The organism is Micromonospora sp. C81 (genome assembly GCF_018070425.1).
Classification (GTDB): domain Bacteria; phylum Actinomycetota; class Actinomycetes; order Mycobacteriales; family Micromonosporaceae; genus Micromonospora; species Micromonospora zamorensis.
The window spans coordinates 161,106-178,788 of sequence record NZ_JAGPXS010000008.1 but is presented as its reverse complement, the minus strand read 5'-3'; the positions used below and the strand labels follow the sequence as shown (position 1 = coordinate 178,788).

Here is a 17,683-nt window from a genome sequence, read left to right as displayed (position 1 = left end):
GTGCCCGTCCACCGGGCGGGGCCGCCGCCAGCTCCTGCCGACGGGCGACGGCCCGGCGTGGGGTGCGCGCCGGGCCGTCGTGTCGGGTGTCGCTCACGCCGTCTGGCGGCGCGTCTTCAGAGCGGTGTCGATCAGGTCCCAGACCAGGATCGCGGCTGTGCCGACCGCGATGGCGACCCCGATGAGGTTGCGGTTGTCCGCGTCCGCCAGCCAGCTCAGCCGCTCGCCCAGGTCCGCGTTGAGCAGCCGGTCGGAGAGCGCCAGCCACACCAGCGGCACCGAGAACGCGAGGTTGAGCAGCGCCTTGGTCCCGAACAGCGCCCAGTTCCACTGCCCGATCCGGTACTTGACGATCTCGAACACCAGGGTGCCGAGCAGGACGACGATCAGTGCCGGCAGCCAGAAGGACCACAGCGCCGGGTCGAGGATCGGGATGTTGTCGCCGTCGGTGTCGCGTACCCAGGACCGGTAGTGCTGGAACGGTAGGTAGCCGATCGTGCCCACCAGAACGACCACCGACGCGATGGTGTCGGCGAGGGACACGTCGCGGTGCGCCGGGACGTCGGGCAGTTGGTCGACCGTCCAGTCCGGCAGGTCCACGGCCGGTTGGGAGCGTTCGATGATCGCAAAGGTCAGGGTAAGCCAGAAACCGATGTGCACGCCCACGTGCAGGGCGACGACGAGACCTGGCCCGATGGCGCCGAAACCGCTGCCCTCGGCGACCTTGACGATGGCGACGATCGTGCCGACGAGCGCCGGGATGAAGCTGAGCAGCAGTTTCAGCAGGCGCAGCCAGACCAGGTAGTAGGTCGGGCCGATGAGCTGCAACCGGCGATCGGCGTACCGGGCGGCCAACTCGTCCGGGTTGCCCAGCTCGGTGAGCACCTCCCGCTCGGCGGTGGGGGCGTCCCGGCCGCTGCCGGTCCGATCCTCGATCATGTCCTCGATCGAGGCGCGCAGCTCGCTGGCGATCTCGTCCCGGCGCTGGGTGGGCACCGAGCGCAGGGTGGCGGCGAGGTAGCGGTCGGTCAGGGTGTTCATCGGTCGGCTCCTTGAATCAGCCCGGTGATGGAGGTCTGTACGGCGGCGAGGTCGTCGAGGAGCCGGGTCAGCATCGACTCGCCCTCGTCGCTGGTCCGGTAGAACTTGCGCGGCCGGCTCTCCGCGGTGTTCCACTCGCTGGTCAGCAGCCCCTGGTCCTCCAGGCGGCGCAGCAGCGGGTAGAGCGTGTTGGCGTCGACCGGGAAGCCGTGGTCGGTGAGCCGTTGCAGCAGTGCGTAGCCGTAGTCCGGTCGGCGCAACGCGACCAGGCTGGCCACCACGACGGTGCCTCGACGCAACTCCTGTAGGTGCGTCCGTAGAACGTCCTCGCTAACCATGTGTCACACCATACTGTGTGGCGCACAGTGTTGTCTACGCCAATAGCATCGTGTCACTCACAGATGCACTGGACGGGTGGCCGTGCCGGGCAGCACGAGGGGCGCCCGGCACGGGCCGGACGCCCCGAGATCTGACACGGATCAGCAGGTCGAGCCCTGCCGGAAGTTCCGCTCGACGAAGCTGGCCGGGCCGACCTGGAAGTAGCCCACGCCCGGCCGGATCGGATGCCCGGTGAACAGCTCGACCCGCGAGCCGACCCGCACGAGGTAAGCCTCGGCGTCCCCCGCGTCGTTGCGGATCAGCGAACCCCGCCGGCCGTAGATGTCCTCCAACTCGTCGAAGGACATGCCGACCATTGCTCCGGCGGGGGATCGTGGCGGCGCGGTGGCCGTACCGACCTCCACCAGCCGGCCGTCGCGGAAGGCCAGGATGAGCACCCCGGCCCAGGAACCGGTCACGCCGGCGTGCACCACCCCGCCACAGGCCGTCGCCGTCCAGCCAATGCGCCCGGCCGCGGTGAGCGCCGCCAGGTCGGCGCCGATCCGGTACGCCCCGGCGCCGCCGACGCCGAGCACCTGCGGGTGGCTGTGCCCGGCCGCGGCGAGTGGTCCGTGCGTCGAGGCCGGCGCGGTGCCGCCCGACACCGGAGCCGCCGAGGCCGGACCGGCGCCGACCAGCGGGACGAGTGTGCCGAGCGCCAGCGCGGCGGTGGTGAGGAGGATCGAGGGTCGGTTCATCATGCGCTCCTTCGGTGATGGGTCTCTGCCCTGTTAGTCACCGCGCCCGGCCCAACGGTTCGTCGGCTTTCCGACCAGCCCGGTCTACTGTGCAGAGAGACGCCGACCGACCGTGCTGGCCGGGGGTGACGCGGTGACGGCTCCGCAACGGATCGGGCCCTACTCCATCGAGCGGCTGCTGGGCGTCGGATCGTTCGCGACCGTCTGGCTGGGCTACGACCCGGTGCTCGACGGGTACGTGGCGATCAAGGTGCTGGCCGAGAACTGGAGCCACGACCTGCGGGTCCGGGAACGCTTCCGCGACGAAGCGCGGCTGCTGCGCCGGCTGGAGCACGAGCGGTTGGTCCGGGTGCACGCCGTCGGTGAGCTGCCCGACGGACGGCCGTACGCCGTGCTGGCCTGGGCGAACGGGGGCAGCCTCCGGGACCGGCTGGCTTTCGCTGAGATTTCCGTGCCTGCGGCGCTGCGCCTGCTCGGCGAGATCTGCGCGGGCGTGAGCGTGCTGCACCGCCACGGCGTCGTGCACCGCGACCTCACCCCCGGCAACATCCTGTTCCACTCCACTCCGGCGCCCTCCGGCCCGGAACCCACCGGGTCGCCCTCCGGCGCGGAACCCAGCGGGAACGCCTCCGGCGTCGAGTCCACCGGCGCGACCTCCGGCGCCGAGCGGGTGCTGATCGCCGACCTCGGTCTCGCCAAGGCGCTCGCCGCCGCCTCCGGCCTCACCGCCCGGGCCGGTACGCCCGGCTACATGGCGCCGGAGCAGGACGACCCGGGCGCGGTGATCGACACCCGCGCCGACGTGTACGGGCTCGGACGGCTCGGGATCCGCCTGCTCGCCGCGGCCCCCGGGCCCGACCCGCCCAGGTCGGCCGGCGCCCTGCGACTGCGCGACGGCGTGTCGCCACGGGTAGCGGCGGTGCTCGTCCGGGCCACCGCTCACCGGCCCGGCGACCGCTATCCGGACGCCGCCGCGCTGCACGCCGCGCTCGACCGGGCCGTCGATCCCGTCCGGCAGTCGTCGCCGATGGCCCGTCGCCCGTACCGGATGCTGCTGGCCGGGGCGGCCGTCGCGGCCGTCGCCGTCGTGGGCGCCGAGCCGGGCGGCACCGGGGCCGAACGCGACACCTACACCGCCGGACCGCTCACCGTGACGTTGCCGGACGGCTGGTCGGCCACCGGGGCGACCTGGGCCGGTCAGTACGACGCCGACGGCGAAGCGGAACCGGCGCTGGTGATGTCGCCGCAGCCCCGCCGCTGGGCCGCCGACCCCGGGGTGCCCGGCGCGTTCGTCGGCGTCTCCGTCAGCACGGCGGCGCGCACCACGCCGGCCGGGTTCCTGGCCGGGCGCACACACGGGGACTGCACGTCCGCGCCGGTGCGCACCACCCGCCAGGCGGGCGTCGAGTGGACCGTGGTGGCGTACCGCTGCGACCGGGACCGGCCGCGGATCGTCGAGTCGGCCGGCCTGCATCCCGCCCGCGGCGCTCTGGTGTACGTGCAGGTCGTGCCACCGCTGGACGGCGGACCCGACTTCGTGGACGGGCTGCTCGCCGGCGTGCGGGTGCGCTGAACGGCGCTCCGTGGTGACGGGCGACCATGCGCGGGCCGGTCAGATCGCGGCGGGCTAGCGGACCACCACGGTGATGATGTGCTCCCGGTCCTGCTGGGGGATCGTGACGTCGACGGTGCCGGGGCGGACGAACCGGATGTCCACCACGCCGGCCTCGTAGTTCTGCGAGACCAGCTCCGGGCGGTCGACGGTGACCAGGCCGGGGCCGATGCCCTGGATCCGCAGCACCGCGCCGGCGGCGAAGCAGAGGGACCGCAGCAGCTCAAGCTCGGTCTCGGCCAGCGGCAGGTCGTAGCGCACGGCCCCCTGGCAGCTCGTGGTCGGCCCGGTCGACGTGGCGGCCGGGCGGTGCGGCGTACCCCTGGCGGTGGTCGGTGCGGGCGGTGCCGCGACCGGACGCCCGCTGGTCGACGGCGGTCGGGACGGAGATGCGGTGGGCGCCGGGATCGCCGAGGGGGTCGGCGACGGTCGGGACTCGGCGGGTGGTTGCACGGGCAGCGGCGCGACCGCGTCGGCGCCGCCGCAGGCCGCGACCGCCACGGCGGCCACGAGGGCGACGCCACCGGCGAGGAGCCAGCGGATCCAGGGGAGTCGCGCGGCGGGGCTCATTCGGCGCCGAGTCGTTGCCGGACCTGCCGCCGGGCCAGGTGCAGCCGGGACTTCACCGTGCCCACCGGCACGTCGAGCAGCGCCGCGATCTCGGGATAACTCAGCCCGAGGACGTCGCGTAGGGCAACCACCTCGGCCAGGTCGGGGCGGACCGCGTCGAAGGCGTCGAGCAGGTCGAGGCGGGTGCCCGCGACCACGCTGGTCCGTCGTGGGTCGGCCTGCTCGGGCACGGGTACGCCGCCGGCCTCCAACCGCCAGCGGCGGCGCAGCGTGCGGTACGTCGAGCGGGCCCGGTTGGCGGTCAGCCGGTGCAGCCAGGTGCGGAACGAGGAGCGCCCCTCGAACCGGGTGATCCCGTTGGCCAGCGCCAGCAGGGTGTCCTGGCAGGCCTCCTCGGCGTCCTCCCGGTTGGGTAGGAAGCGTGCGCACAGCCCCAGCACCTCGGGGCGTACCGCGAGCAGCAGGGCGTCCAGGGCCGCCGGGTCGCCGTGCGCGGCGGACCGGGCCAGCGCGTCGATGTCGTCCGCGTCGGGCATGCCGGGTGTCCAATGCTCGCCGGTGCCGATCCCCGAGCGTACGACCGGTGCGGCCGTCGCGCCCCGGTACGGTCCGGCACCCGACGCGTTACTCGAAGCGGGACACGTCTCCGGCACCCCTGCGCAGGATCTCCGGCTCGGGGCCGGACAGGTCGATCACGGTCGTCGGCTCCTTGCCGCAGTCGCCGGCGTCGAGCACCGCGTCGAGCTGGTGGTCGAGCCGTTCCTTGATCTCCCACCCCTGGGTCATCGGCTCGTCGTCGCCGGGCAGGACCAGGGTGCTCGACACCAGCGGCTCGGCCAGCTCGGCCAGCAGCGCCTGGGTGACGGTGTGCCGGGGTACGCGCACCCCGACGGTGCGCTTCTTCGGGTGCAACATCCGGCGGGGCACCTCCTTCGTGGCCGGCAGGATGAACGTGTAGCTGCCCGGGGTGGACGCCTTCACCAGCCGGAAGACCGCGTTGCTGATCCGGACGAACTGGCCGAGCTGCGCAAAGTCCCGGCAGACCAGCGTGAAGTGGTGCCGGTCGTCGAGGTGGCGGACCTGGCGGATCCGGTCCAGCCCGTCCTGGTTGCCCAGCTGGATGCCCAGGGCATAGCAGGAGTCCGTCGGGTAGGCGACCAGCCCACCACCGCGGATCAGGTCGGCGACCTGGCCGATGATCCGGGGCTGGGGGTTCTCCGGGTGCACGTCGTAGTACCTCGCCATCCTCAAGAGCCTAGGCGCACTCGCGGGCGAGTAGGAGACGAGGGCCACGACCGTCGGCGCGGACGGTGGAGCCGCCGAGATCACCTCGGTAGGGTAGGTCCCGGTCGGCTCCGACCAACAAGATCCACACCGCCGGGGGGCGCCAGGCATGGCCGATTCGTTCGCGCATCTGCACGTGCACACGGAATACTCGATGCTCGACGGAGCGGCCCGCCTCAAGGACCTGTTCGCCGAGGCCAAGCGGCTCGGCATGTCCGCCGTGGCGATCACCGACCACGGCAACATGCACGGCGCGAACGACTTCTACAACCAGGCGATGGCCGCCGGGATCACCCCGATCCTGGGCGTCGAGGCGTACGTGGCGCCGGAGTCGCGCTACCACAAGGCACGGGTCAAGTGGGGTCGGCCGGAGCAGAAGAGCGACGACATCTCCGGTAACGGCGCGATCACCCACAAGACGATGTGGGCGAAGAACGCGCGGGGCCTGAAGAACCTGTTCACCCTCAACTCGCGCGCGTCCATGGAGGGGCACTACGTCAAGTGGCCCCGGATGGACATGGAGCTGATCGCTGAGCACGCCGAGGGGATCATGGCCACCACCGGCTGCCCGTCCGGTGCGGTGCAGACCCGGCTGCGGCTGGGCCAGTTCGACGAGGCGCTCAAGGTCGCCGCGAGCTACCAGGACATCTTCGGCAAGGAAAACTACTTCCTGGAGATCATGGATCACGGCCTCTCCATCGAGAGCCGGGTCCGTGAGGGGCTCACCGAGATCGCCCGCAAACTGGACATCCCGCCGGTGGTCACCAACGACTCGCACTACACCCACGAGGCGCAGGCCACCGCCCACGACGTGCTGCTCTGTGTGCAGACCGGTAGCAACATCGACGACCCGAACCGGTTCCGGTTCGAGGGTGGCGGTTACTTCATCAAGAGCGCCGACCAGATGCGCGCTGTGGACTCGTCCGAGCTGTGGCAGGAGGGCTGCCGCAACACCCTGCTGGTCGCCGAGAAGGTCGACCCGACCGGCATGTTCGAGTTCCACAACCTGATGCCGCGGTTCCCGGTGCCCGACGGGGAGACCGAGGAGTCCTGGTTCCGCAAGGAGACGTTCGCCGGTCTGGCCCGCCGCTACCCGAACGGCATTCCGGAGGGGCATGTCGTCCAGGCGGAGTACGAGCTGGGCGTCATCAACCAGATGGGCTTCCCGTCCTACTTCCTCGTGGTCGCCGACTTCATCCAGTGGGCGAAGAACCAGGGCATCGCTGTGGGCCCGGGTCGTGGTTCCGCCGCCGGGTCGCTCGTCGCGTACGCGCTGGGCATCACCGACCTTGACCCGATCCAGCACGGCCTGATCTTCGAGCGGTTCCTCAACCCCGAGCGGGTCTCGATGCCGGATGTCGACATCGACTTCGACGAGCGTCGGCGCGGTGAGGTGATCAAGTACGTCACCGACAAGTGGGGTGAGGACAAGGTCGCCCAGATCGCCACCTTCGGCACGATCAAGGCGAAGGCTGCGATCAAGGACTCGGCCCGGGTCCTCGGCTTCCCGTACGCGGTCGGCGACCGGATCACCAAGGCCATGCCACCGGCGGTGATGGGCAAGGACATCCCGCTCACCGGCATCTTCGACAACAAACACCCCCGCTACGCCGAGGCGGGTGAGATCCGCGGCCTGTACGACTCCGACCCGGACGTCCGCAAGGTGATCGACACGGCCAAGGGCATCGAGGGGCTGATCCGGCAGACCGGAGTGCACGCCGCCGGCGTCATCATGTCCGCCGAGCCGATCATCGAGCACATCCCGTTGACGCGCCGCGACGCCGACGGGGCGATCATCACTCAGTTCGACTACCCGACCTGCGAGTCGCTCGGGCTGCTGAAGATGGACTTCCTCGGCCTGCGCAACCTGACGATCATCGACGACGCGGTCAAGAACATCGAGCTGAACCACGGTCGGAAGCTCGACCTGCTGGGCCTGCCGCTGGACGACAAGGCCGCGTACGAGCTGCTGGCCCGCGGTGACACCCTGGGCGTGTTCCAGCTCGACGGTGGGCCGATGCGGTCCCTGCTGCGGCTGATGAAGCCGGACAACTTCGAGGACATCTCCGCCGTCCTGGCCCTGTACCGACCCGGTCCGATGGGCGTCGACTCACACACCAACTACGCGCTGCGCAAGAACAAGCTCCAGGAGATCACGCCGATCCACCCGGAGCTGGAAGAACCGCTGCGGGAGATCCTGGAGCCCACCCACGGCCTGATCGTCTACCAGGAGCAGGTGCAGCGCGCCGCGCAGATCCTCGCCGGCTACACCCTCGGCCAGGCGGACCTGCTGCGCCGGGCCATGGGTAAGAAGAAGAAGGAGATCCTCGACAAGGAGTTCATCCCGTTCCGGGACGGCTGCCGCGAGCGCGGCTACTCCGACGAGGCGATCCAGGCGGTGTGGGACGTCCTGGTGCCCTTCGCTGGCTACGCCTTCAACAAGGCGCACTCCGCCGCGTACGGCCTGGTCTCCTACTGGACCGCGTACCTGAAGGCGCACTACCCGGCCGAGTACATGGCCGGGCTGCTGACCAGCGTCGGCGACGACAAGGACAAGATGGCGCTCTACCTGGCCGAGTGTCGCCGGATGCGCATCCAGGTGCTGCCGCCGGACGTGAACACCTCGGCCGGGCCGTTCACCCCGGTCGGCAAGGACATCCGCTTCGGTCTGGCCGCCGTGCGCAACGTCGGCGCGAACGTCGTCGCCTCGATCATGCGGTGCCGGGAGGAGAAGGGCGACTACGCCGACTTCTACGACTTCCTGTCCAAGGTGGACGCGGTGGTCTGCAACAAGAAGACCATCGAATCCTTGATCAAGGCTGGTGCGTTCGACTCGCTGGACCACCCTCGCAAGGGTCTGCTCGCGGTGCACGCGGACGCCATCGACGCGTACGCCGATGTCAAGCGCAAGGAGGCGGTCGGCCAGTACGACCTGTTCGGCGCCGGCTTCGGAGACGCCGACACCGGCAGCACGACGGTGATGCCGGTCATCGGCGACAGCGAGTGGGACAAGCGCGACAAGCTGGCCTTCGAGCGCGAGATGCTCGGCCTGTACGTCTCCGACCACCCACTGTTCGGCCTGGAGCACATCCTCAACGCGGCGGCCGACACCACCATCGCCTCCCTGGCCGAGGACGGCGCGGTGCCCGACGGGGCGGTGGTCACCCTCGCCGGCATCCTGTCCGGTGTGCAGCGCCGGGTCACCAAGCAGGGCCGTGCCTGGGCCTCGGCCACCCTGGAGGACCTGGCCGGTGGGGTCGAGACGCTGTTCTTCCCCAACACCTACGAGGTGATCGGGCAGTACATCGCCGAGGACGCCATCGTGGTCGTCAAGGGTCGGGTGGACCGCCGCGACGACACCCCACGGATCATGGCGATGGACATGTCCATGCCGGACGTCAGCACCAGCGCCACCAACAAGCCGGTCACCCTCACCATTCCGGTGCACCGCTGCACACCGCCGCTGGTGGAGAAACTCAAGGAAACCCTGGTGCTGCACCCCGGCGACACTGAGGTGCACGTCAAACTCCAGAACGGTGGGCGCACCACCACCCTGCGGCTGGGCCCGTTCCGGGTGGCGGCGACGACCGCACTGATGGGTGACCTGAAGAGCGTCCTCGGCCCGGCCAACGTGAGCTGACCGGGCCGCGGCCCAGCCGGCGTACACCGGCCGGGCCGCGAACGGCCGCCGGTCAGCCCCGCTCGGGGGCGCTGATCTCCCGTAGTTGGCCGTCGGCCAACCGCAACCAGCGCTGCACGCCGATCTCGGCGAGGAACCGTTCGTCGTGGCTGACCACCACGAACGCACCCTGGTACGCGGACAGCGCGCTCTCCAACTGGGCGACGCTGACGAGGTCCAGGTTGTTGGTCGGCTCGTCGAGCAGCAGCAGTTGCGGCGCCGGCTCGGCGCAGAGCACACACGCGAGGGTCGCGCGCAGCCGCTCACCGCCGGAGAGCACCCCGACGGGCAGGTTCACCCGGGAGCCCCGGAACAGGAACCGGGCGAGCAGGTTCATCCGCTGCGCGTCCGGCAGGCTCGGCGCGTACGCGGCAAAGTTCTCCGCCACCGTACGGTCGAGGTCCAGCAGGTCCAGCCGCTGCGACAGGTACGCGATCCGCCCGTCCGCCCGCCGGATGTCGCCGCCGGCCGGTTCGAGATCACCGTTGACGAGGCGCAGCAGTGTCGACTTGCCGACGCCGTTCGCCCCGGTGAGCGCGATCCGCTCCGGCCCCCGGATCACCAGGTCGGCGCCGTCGCCGCCGAACAGTTCCCGGTCGTCGAAGCGGGCCCGCATCCCCTGGCCGGAGAAGACCGTGCGCCCGCCGGGGACGGTGGTGTCCGGCAGGTCCACGGTGATCCGGTCCTCGTCGCGTACCGCCCGGCCGGCTTCGTCGAGGCGCGCCTGGGCCGAACCGACCCGGTTGGAGTGGGTTTCCTGCGCCCGGCCCGCCGACTCCTGCGCACTGCGCTTCAGCCCACCGGCCACGATCCGCGCCAGGCCGGCGTTCTTGAGGTTCTTCGAGGCGTTGCTGGCCCGCCGGTCGGCCCGCTCCCGGGCCTGCTGCATCTCCCGCTTCTCCCGTTTGACCTCCTGCTCGGCGTTGCGCAGGTTGCTCTCGGCCACCTCCCGCGCCGCCTGCACCGCCTCGGTGTACGCGGTGAAGTTGCCCCCGTACCAGCGGATTTCCCCGCGGTCCAGTTCGGCGATGCGGTCCATCCGGTCCAGCAGTTCCCGGTCGTGGCTGACCAGCAGCAGGCAGCCGGACCAGTCGGTGAGCACGTCGTAGAGCTTGTGCCGAGACTCCAGGTCCAGGTTGTTGGTCGGCTCGTCGAGCAGCAGCACGTCCGGGCGGCGCAGCAGTTGCGCCGCCAGACCGAGGGAGACCACCTGGCCGCCGCTGAGGGTGTGCAGCCGCCGGTCGAGTGACAGCTCACCGAGGCCGAGCCGGTCCAGTTCGGCGCGGGTGCGTTCCTCGATGTCCCAGTCGTCGCCGATCGTGGCGAAGTGCGCCTCGCTGGCGTCGCCGGCCTCGATGGCGTGCAGGGCCGCGATCCGCTCGGCGACGCCGAGGACCTGCGCCACGGTCAGGTCGCCGACCAGTGGCAGGGTCTGCGGGAGGTAGCCGAGCAGGCCGTCGACGGTGACGCTGCCGCCGCTGGGCCGCAGCTCCCCGGCGATCAGCCGCAGCAGGGTGCTCTTGCCGGCGCCGTTGGGCGCGACCAGGCCGGTGCGCCCGCCCGGGACGGTGAAGGACAGCTCCGAGAAGACCGGGGTGTCGTCCGGCCAGGAGAAGGACAGGTTCGAGCAGACGATGAACGCATCAGACATGAGAGTGACCTCAAAGGGTGGGGTGGGCGCGCCTAGGTCGCCCGACGACAACGGGAACCGGTGGAACGACGGCATGGCCTCGGCGGCTGCGCCTACGCGCGCCGAACCGATGGCCGAACACGTCCGGTCTCACCCGGAGATGTCGTCGTCACCCACCATGTCTGGTCTCCCTGGTCGTGCCACCAACCCAACTCGCCAAGTCTAACAACGGATCTTCACCCCGCCACCGCAATAGGGTGCAGCGCTCGGTGTATAGGTCAGGCTATAGTTGGTCCATGTCTCATGAGCCGCCACGTCGCTCGGCGATCAGGACGACAACGGATGTCCGCGACTGGCTGCGATCCCTGCGTCAGGCCGACCCCGCGACGTACCGGTCGGTCAACGTGGCGATCGACATGCTCGCGGAGACCGGTCCGGGCCTGGGGCGTCCGCTGGTTGACACCCTCAGGGGTTCGACCATCAGCAACCTCAAGGAACTGCGACCGAGATCTGGAAGGGACGTCGCCGTTCGCGTGCTGTTCGTCTTCGATCCTTGGTCTCAGGCCGTGCTGCTGGTGGCCGGTAACAAGGCAGGCGACTGGAATCGATGGTACGAGAAAGCGATCCCGGTCGCTGAAATCGCGTACGAGGGCTGGCTTGCCTTCGAGAGGAAACGGAGGGAGGGCTGATGAGCGACTTCCATGACTGGAACGACATCCGGGCTGAGTTGCACGACGGGGACGATGAAGCGCTCGACGGAGAACGTGCCCGTACCGAGGCGTGGATCAGCGCTTTCCATCTTGCCGAAGAGCGGAAGCGGCTGGGCCTGACCCAACGGCAGGTGGCCGAGTTGATGGGTGTCACGCCCGGCCGGGTCAGCCAGATCGAGAACGGCGATCTGGAGGCCAACGAGGTCGCGACGTTGAGCCGCTATGCACGGGCGCTCGGCGCCCGGATGCGGATCATCTTCGACTACGGCGATGACCTCCGTCAGATCGCCTGACAGCGCGTCTCGCGTACTGCTGGCGACAGCAGACGTCGATCATGGAGTTGTGGTGGGAGCAATGCCCCCTGATGCTCCATATGCGAGGCACCACAATTCCATGATCGATGCTGGAAGAGGGTGGTTCGCTCAGCGGGGTCGGTATTCGACTTCGGGGCGGCCGGGGGTGCCGTAGCGGGGGCTGCGGGCCGCCCGCTCGACGGTCACCAGATATTCCAGGTATCGGCGGGCGGTCACCCGGGAGATGCCGGTCAGCCCGCTGACCTCGGTCGCGGACAGCCCCGCCTGGGCGCCGGCCCCGTCGGTGAGGGCTGCGCGTACCCGATTGAGGGTCTGCGCGTCGAGCCCCTTGGGCAGGCTGTGTCCGGCGGTGCCGCGCAGGGTGGCGAACATCCGGTCCACGTCGTGCTGGGCGGCCACCTCGCCGTCGGCGAGCGCCTGCCTGCGGTAGTCCGCGTACCGCTCCAGCTTGTCGCGGAACGCGGCGAACGTGAACGGTTTGAGCAGGTAGTGGGTCACCCCGAGGGATACCGCGGTGCGCACCACCGCCAGGTCCCGCGCGGAGGTCACCGCGAGCACGTCGACGCTGCTGCCGGCCGCGCGCAGCGCCCGGCAGACGTCCAGGCCGTGCAGGTCGGGCAGCCGAAAATCCAGGAGTACGAGGTCGACGTCGCCGCCGTCGTTGGCGCGCAGGGCAGCCATCGCCGCCCGCGCGGTGTGCGCCACGCCGACCACCACAAACCCGGGAACCCGTTCGGTGTACGCGGAATGGGCCTCGGCGAGCAGCGGCTCGTCCTCGACGACCAGCACGCGGATGTCGGTCACGACCGCTCACCTCCATTGGGCAGGCGGACGGTGAACAGGCTGCCGCCGTCGTCCGAGCGAGTCACCTCGGCGCTGCCGCCGTGCCGGCGGACCACCTGCCCGACCAGCGCCAGACCGAGGCCGCGGCCGGTGCTCTTGGTGGACCAGCCACGCCGGAACGCGTCGGCCACCCGCTCCGGGGCCAGCCCGGGGCCGCTGTCCGCGACCCGGATCACCAGCTCCTCGTCGACGGCGCCGACGAAGACCCGCACCCGGCGTGGTGCCGGCGTGCCGGCCACCGCCTCCAGGGCGTTGTCGACCAGGTTGCCGACCACGGTGAGCAGGTCGCCGCTCGGCAGTGGGCTGTCGTCGAGGCGGCAGTCCGGCTCGATGACCAGGTCCACCCCGCGTTCGCCGGCCCGCGCGGACTTGCCTAGCAGCAGCGCGGCCAACGCGGGCTCGGTCACGGCGCCGACCACCCGGTCGGTGAGCTGCTGGGCGAGGGCCAGGTCCCGGGTGCCGAGCCGGACGGCCTCGTCGGCGCGTCCCAACTCGACAAGGGTCAGCACGGTGTGCAGCCGGTTGGCCGACTCGTGGGTCTGCGCCTGCAACGCCTCGGTCAGCGCGCGCACCGAGTCCAGCTCGCTGGCCAGCGTGCGCAGCTCGGTCTGGTCGCGCAGGGTCAGCACGGTGCCGAGCACCGCGCCCTCGAAGCGGGTGGTCCGCTGGTTGGCCACGAGCACCCGGTCGCCGGCGACGATCGGCTCGTCGCGGGCGTCGCGCCCGGAGCCGAGCAACTCGGCCGCCGCTGGCGGCAGGTCGATCCCGGCGACCGGTTGGTCGATCACCGGCGTGTCCGCGTCGAGCCCCAGCAGTCGGCGTCCCTCGTCGTTGACCAGTGCCACCCGCCGGTCGGTGGTCAGCACGACGAGACCTTCGCGGACGGAGTGCAGGACCGCGTCGTAGTACTCGTACATGCGGGTCATCTGCGCCGGCCCCAGGCCGTGTGTCTGGCGGCGAAGTCGGCGACTGAGCAGCCAGGAGCCGGTCGCGGCGAGCGCCAGGGCCGGCGCGGCGACACCGAACAGCACCGGCAACTGGCCGAGCAGCTTGCGGTTGATGGCGCGGGTGGTGATGCCCACCGAGACCAGACCGACGATGCGCCGCTGCTCGTCGTACACCGGAACCACTGCCCGCACCGACTCGCCGAGCGTCCCGACGTTCGTGGTGGTGAACGCGCGGCCCGCCAGGGCGGGGCCGATGTCGCCGACGAACGGCTCGCCGATCCGCTCCCGGGTGGGGTGCGAGAAACGGGTGCGGTCGGGGGCCATCACCACCACGAAGTCGGTGCCCGTCGCCTCCCGGGTCGCTTCGGCGTACGGCTGGAGGATGCTGGCCGGGTCGGCGGTCGCGAGGGCCGCGCGGACGTCGGGGGAGCCGGCCACGGTCTGCGCCACCGCGAGCACCTCCTCCTGCGCGGCCTGGCGGGAGTCGCTGCGGGCCAGCCAGACGGCGCCCGCCGCGCCGGCCAGCACGAGCAGCGTCACCACCACCGCCTGGAGGGCGAAGAGCTGCGCCGCGATGCTCCACTGGCGTCGGGCCACCTCCACCACCTCCTCATTGCGCCGCTGCCGTTGTCTCCTCAGCGGTGAACAGAATGACCGCAAGGCTGTCAACGGGTGAGACACGCTTCACATTGTCGACATGGACACCACCGCATCCACCACCTCACCGGTGCCCCCGGCCCGCCGGGACCGTACCCGTTACCTGTACATCGCTGTCATCGTGGCCGTGCTCGCCGGCATCGTGGTTGGCCTGGTGGCCCCCGATTTCGGCAAGGAACTCAAGCCGATCGGCACCGGCTTCGTCAACCTGATCAAGATGATGATCAGCCCGGTCATCTTCTGCACCATCGTGCTCGGCGTCGGGTCCGTCCGGCAGGCCGCGAAGGTCGGCAAGGTCGGCGGCCTCGCCCTCGGCTACTTCCTCACCATGTCGACGGTGGCGCTCGCCATCGGCCTGGTCGTCGGCAACCTCATCCACCCCGGCTCCGGCCTGAACCTGGGCTCGGACCTCGCGGGCGCGGGCAAGGCCGCCGCCGGTGACGAAGCCGCCAGTACGACGGAGTTCCTGCTCGGGATCATCCCGACCACGATGCTGTCCGCGCTCACCGAGGGCGAGGTCCTCCAGACGCTGCTGGTGGCCCTGCTGGTCGGTTTCGCCGTCCAGGCAATGGGCCGGCGCGGCGAGCCGGTGCTCGGCGCGATCGCCGTCATCCAGCGCGTCGTCTTCAAGGTCCTCGCCATGATCATGTGGCTCGCGCCGGTCGGTGCGTTCGGTGCCATGGCCGCCGTGGTCGGCGCGACCGGGGTGGACGCGCTCAAGAGTCTCGCCCAGATCATGCTGGGCTTCTACGCGACCTGTCTGATCTTCGTGCTGGTGTTCCTCGGCGCGCTGCTCTGGTTCGTGGCCCGGATCTCGATCTTCTCGCTGCTGCGTTACCTCGGCCGGGAGTTCCTGCTGATCCTGTCGACCTCGTCGTCGGAGTCGGCCCTGCCGCGGCTGATCGCGAAGATGGAGCACTTCGGGGTGAGCAAGCCGGTTGTCGGCATCACGGTGCCGACCGGGTACTCGTTCAACCTGGACGGCACGGCGATCTACCTGACGATGGCGTCGCTGTTCATCGCCGAGGCAATGGGCAACCCGCTCTCCATCGGCGAGCAGGTGTCGCTGCTGCTGTTCATGATCATCGCGTCGAAGGGTGCGGCGGGCGTGACCGGCGCGGGCATCGCGACGCTGGCCGGTGGGCTCCAGTCGCACCGACCGGACCTCGTCGACGGTGTCGGGCTGATCGTGGGCATCGACCGGTTCATGTCGGAGGCCCGCGCGCTGACCAACTTCGCGGGCAACGCCGTGGCGACCGTGCTGGTCGGAACGTGGACCGGCGAGTTCGACCGGGACCGGGCGGTCGGGGTGCTCAGGGGCGACGACCCGTTCGACGAGGCCACGATGCTCGACGAGCACGACGACGCCGACGAGACGGCCGCTGCACGGTCCGACGAACAGAAGCCCGCGACGGCGGGAGCGCCAGCCTGAGTTACGGCATGGACCCCCGGCAGGGTGCGCGGGCATGCGCCAGTGCCCCCTGCCGGGGTGAACCGCGCCTGCCTGGATCACCGCGTTCGGACCCCCGGGTGATGAGTTCCGGCGTCCGCGCCCGTCATACCTACGACAGGACATGACGAGGCGGAAGGATGACGCGATGAGTGCGGACACGCGGCTGAAGGAGCTGGGCGTGAGCAATCTGGGTGAGGTCGACGAGCCGGCGTTCTCGGGGCTGGCGCAGCGGCACCGGCGGGAGCTGCACGTGCACTGCTACCGGATGCTCGGGTCGTTCGAGGACGCCGAGGACGCCGTGCAGGAGACGTTCCTTCGTGCCTGGCGGCGGCGGGAGACCTTCGAGGGGCGGTCGACGTTCCGGGCCTGGTTGTACCGGATCGCCACCAACGCCTGCCTGGACCTGCTCGCCAAGCGTCGCCCGGAGCCGGCGACCGGCGGCGAGGTGCTGTGGTTGCAGCCCTACCCGGATCGGCTGCTCGACGAGCTGCCCGCTGGCGACGCGGACGAGCCGGAGGCCGTCGCCGTCGCGCGGGAGACGATCGAGCTGGCGTACCTGGTGGCGGTCCAGCACCTCGCGCCGCGTCCGCGGGCGGTGCTGATCCTGCGGGATGTGCTCGGTTGGCCGGCGAAGGAGGTCGCGGATCTCCTCGGGGACTCCGTCAACTCGGTGAACAGCGCGTTGCAGCGGGCTCGCGCCGGCATGCGGGAGCACCTGCCCGCCGAGCGGCAGGACTGGACCGGCGGTGAAGAGGACGCCGGGACACGTGAGCTGGTGCGCCGCTTCACCGACGCCAGCGTGGCCACCGACATCGACGTGCTCGCTGGCATGCTGCGGGACGACGTCCGCTGCTCGATGCCGCCCACGCCGGGCCTGCACGTCGGCCGTGACGCGGTGGTGAACGACTGGGTCCAGGACGGATTCGTCGGCATGAAGGGGCTGCGGGGCATCCCCACCTCGGTGAACCGTCAGCCGGCGGTCGCCTTCTACCTGTGGCGGGAGCAGGAGGGCGCGTACCTCCCGCTGACGCTCGACGTCCTGCGCGTCACCGGTGGAGCGATCACCGAGATCGTCACGTTCCACGACGACCAGTTTCCGCGGCTCGGGCTGCCGGAGCGACTGCCGGCGGACGGCACGGAGTAGTCCCGATGTGGACGCTCACGCTGCGCGGCGGTGAGCGTGTCGTCGTGGACCCGGCGCAGTGGCGCGACGCGTTTGGCGTCGTCACGCACGGGCGGGTGCAGCTGGAGTTGCGCGACGGCGAACCGGGGCCGGTCCTCGGCCGTGACGCCGGGTTCTGGCTTCGCGGCACCGGCGTCCGCGCCCTGCACAACCCCGGCCGTCGTACGGCGAGGGTGCGCATCGTCGCGCCCAGACACCCCGTATCCCAGTTACCGATGGAGGAACGACATGAGCAGCACGAATGACACCGGAGTCGTCGCAGGCCCGGCACCGGCCCGGACCACCCACACCCGCCGGTTCCGCGGGCTCGTCGGCACCGGCCTCGTCGCCGCGCTCGCAGCGGTGGTGGCCACGACCCTCGCGGCCGCGCTCGCCCAGGGCGCCGGCGTCGACTTCGAGATCCCCGATGGCGGCGAGACGATCCCGTTGTCCGGCTTCGCCGTGGTGACCGGGTTCTTCTCGGTCGTGGGCATCGTCATCGCCGCCGCTTTTCGCCGGTGGAGCGCTCAGCCCGCCAGGCGATTCGTGTGGGCGGCGCTGTCGCTGACCGCGGTCTCGTTGGTCCCGCCCCTCATCTCCGGTGCGAACACCGCCACCATCGCCGCTCTCCTCGGGCTGCACCTGGTGCCTGCGGCGGTGATGATCCCCACCCTGGCAGGCAGCCTGCGCACTCGAACCGACTGA

Annotated in this window: 17 protein-coding genes; 8 read left to right on the top strand and 9 right to left on the bottom strand. The window is 70.7% G+C overall.

All coding sequences use genetic code 11. The features are described from left to right. Positions 1-93: 93 nt before the first annotated feature. The 3 genes from KBX46_RS15935 to KBX46_RS15925 form a co-directional block, all read right to left on the bottom strand. Positions 94-1,041, bottom strand: a complete 948-nt coding sequence (locus KBX46_RS15935) for a permease prefix domain 1-containing protein (protein ID WP_210793073.1) — start codon at positions 1,039-1,041, stop codon at positions 94-96. After that, a complete protein-coding gene (locus KBX46_RS15930; protein WP_088947375.1) occupies positions 1,038-1,379 on the bottom strand; it encodes a PadR family transcriptional regulator in 342 nt (113 codons plus the stop codon). Before KBX46_RS15930 ends, KBX46_RS15935 begins: the two co-directional genes overlap by 4 nt. 141 nt (positions 1,380-1,520) lie before the next feature. Then, entirely contained in the window at positions 1,521-2,117 is a 597-nt protein-coding gene (locus tag KBX46_RS15925; protein ID WP_141908792.1) for a hypothetical protein, read from the bottom strand. 133 nt (positions 2,118-2,250) lie between these two features. On the opposite strand from KBX46_RS15925, the gene KBX46_RS15920 reads away from it, so the two are divergent. Beyond that, positions 2,251-3,690: a serine/threonine-protein kinase gene (locus KBX46_RS15920; protein WP_210793072.1), complete on the top strand. Its 1,440-nt coding sequence runs from the start codon at positions 2,251-2,253 to the stop codon at positions 3,688-3,690. Between the two features lie 54 nt (positions 3,691-3,744). On the opposite strand, the gene KBX46_RS15915 is transcribed toward KBX46_RS15920, so the two are convergent. The 3 genes from KBX46_RS15915 to KBX46_RS15905 form a co-directional block, all read right to left on the bottom strand. Continuing rightward, a complete protein-coding gene (locus tag KBX46_RS15915) occupies positions 3,745-4,299 on the bottom strand; it encodes a hypothetical protein (RefSeq protein ID WP_210793071.1) in 555 nt (184 codons plus the stop codon). Further along, a complete protein-coding gene (locus tag KBX46_RS15910; protein ID WP_210793070.1) occupies positions 4,296-4,835 on the bottom strand; it encodes an RNA polymerase sigma factor in 540 nt (179 codons plus the stop codon). The genes KBX46_RS15915 and KBX46_RS15910 overlap by 4 nt, the downstream gene beginning before the upstream one ends. Before the next feature lie 88 nt (positions 4,836-4,923). Next, positions 4,924-5,544: an L-threonylcarbamoyladenylate synthase gene (locus KBX46_RS15905; protein ID WP_099852173.1), complete on the bottom strand. Its 621-nt coding sequence runs from the start codon at positions 5,542-5,544 to the stop codon at positions 4,924-4,926. Positions 5,545-5,692: 148 nt separating this feature from the next. Here KBX46_RS15905 and dnaE point away from each other — a divergent pair, with 148 nt between their 5' ends. Further along, a complete protein-coding gene (dnaE, locus tag KBX46_RS15900) occupies positions 5,693-9,223 on the top strand; it encodes a DNA polymerase III subunit alpha (protein WP_141908796.1) in 3,531 nt (1,176 codons plus the stop codon). A gap of 52 nt (positions 9,224-9,275) precedes the next feature. On the opposite strand, the gene abc-f is transcribed toward dnaE, so the two are convergent. Beyond that, complete coding sequence (gene abc-f, locus KBX46_RS15895) at positions 9,276-10,913, bottom strand: ribosomal protection-like ABC-F family protein (protein ID WP_210793069.1); 1,638 nt, start codon at positions 10,911-10,913, stop codon at positions 9,276-9,278. Between the two features lie 275 nt (positions 10,914-11,188). On the opposite strand from abc-f, the gene KBX46_RS15890 reads away from it, so the two are divergent. Together KBX46_RS15890 and KBX46_RS15885 are read left to right on the top strand one after the other, a co-directional pair. Further along, the gene (locus tag KBX46_RS15890) at positions 11,189-11,581 is read left to right on the top strand and encodes a type II toxin-antitoxin system RelE/ParE family toxin (RefSeq protein ID WP_210793068.1); all 393 of its coding nucleotides are present in this window, start codon (positions 11,189-11,191) and stop codon (positions 11,579-11,581) included. Continuing rightward, complete coding sequence (locus KBX46_RS15885; protein ID WP_141908799.1) at positions 11,581-11,895, top strand: transcriptional regulator; 315 nt, start codon at positions 11,581-11,583, stop codon at positions 11,893-11,895. Before KBX46_RS15890 ends, KBX46_RS15885 begins: the two co-directional genes overlap by 1 nt. A 129-nt stretch (positions 11,896-12,024) precedes the next feature. On the opposite strand, the gene KBX46_RS15880 is transcribed toward KBX46_RS15885, so the two are convergent. Next, positions 12,025-12,720, bottom strand: coding sequence for a response regulator (locus KBX46_RS15880; protein WP_210793067.1), 696 nt, complete (start codon positions 12,718-12,720; stop codon positions 12,025-12,027). Next, the gene (locus KBX46_RS15875) at positions 12,717-14,303 is read right to left on the bottom strand and encodes a sensor histidine kinase (RefSeq protein ID WP_210793066.1); all 1,587 of its coding nucleotides are present in this window, start codon (positions 14,301-14,303) and stop codon (positions 12,717-12,719) included. Before KBX46_RS15875 ends, KBX46_RS15880 begins: the two co-directional genes overlap by 4 nt. A gap of 100 nt (positions 14,304-14,403) precedes the next feature. Between KBX46_RS15875 and KBX46_RS15870 the strand changes: the two genes are divergently transcribed. The 4 genes from KBX46_RS15870 to KBX46_RS15855 all read left to right on the top strand — a co-directional run bounded on the left by KBX46_RS15870 (position 14,404) and on the right by KBX46_RS15855 (position 17,683). Further along, a complete protein-coding gene (locus tag KBX46_RS15870) occupies positions 14,404-15,795 on the top strand; it encodes a cation:dicarboxylate symporter family transporter (protein WP_210793065.1) in 1,392 nt (463 codons plus the stop codon). Between the two features lie 166 nt (positions 15,796-15,961). Further along, positions 15,962-16,960 (top strand): RNA polymerase subunit sigma-70, encoded by a 999-nt coding sequence (locus tag KBX46_RS15865; RefSeq protein WP_088947386.1) that lies wholly within the window; start codon positions 15,962-15,964, stop codon positions 16,958-16,960. A gap of 5 nt (positions 16,961-16,965) precedes the next feature. Further along, positions 16,966-17,244 carry a hypothetical protein gene (locus KBX46_RS15860; protein WP_210793064.1) on the top strand — a complete coding sequence of 93 codons (279 nt, stop codon included), beginning with the start codon at positions 16,966-16,968 and terminating at the stop codon, positions 17,242-17,244. Further along, positions 17,228-17,683 (top strand): DUF6069 family protein, encoded by a 456-nt coding sequence (locus KBX46_RS15855; RefSeq protein WP_210793063.1) that lies wholly within the window; start codon positions 17,228-17,230, stop codon positions 17,681-17,683. Before KBX46_RS15860 ends, KBX46_RS15855 begins: the two co-directional genes overlap by 17 nt.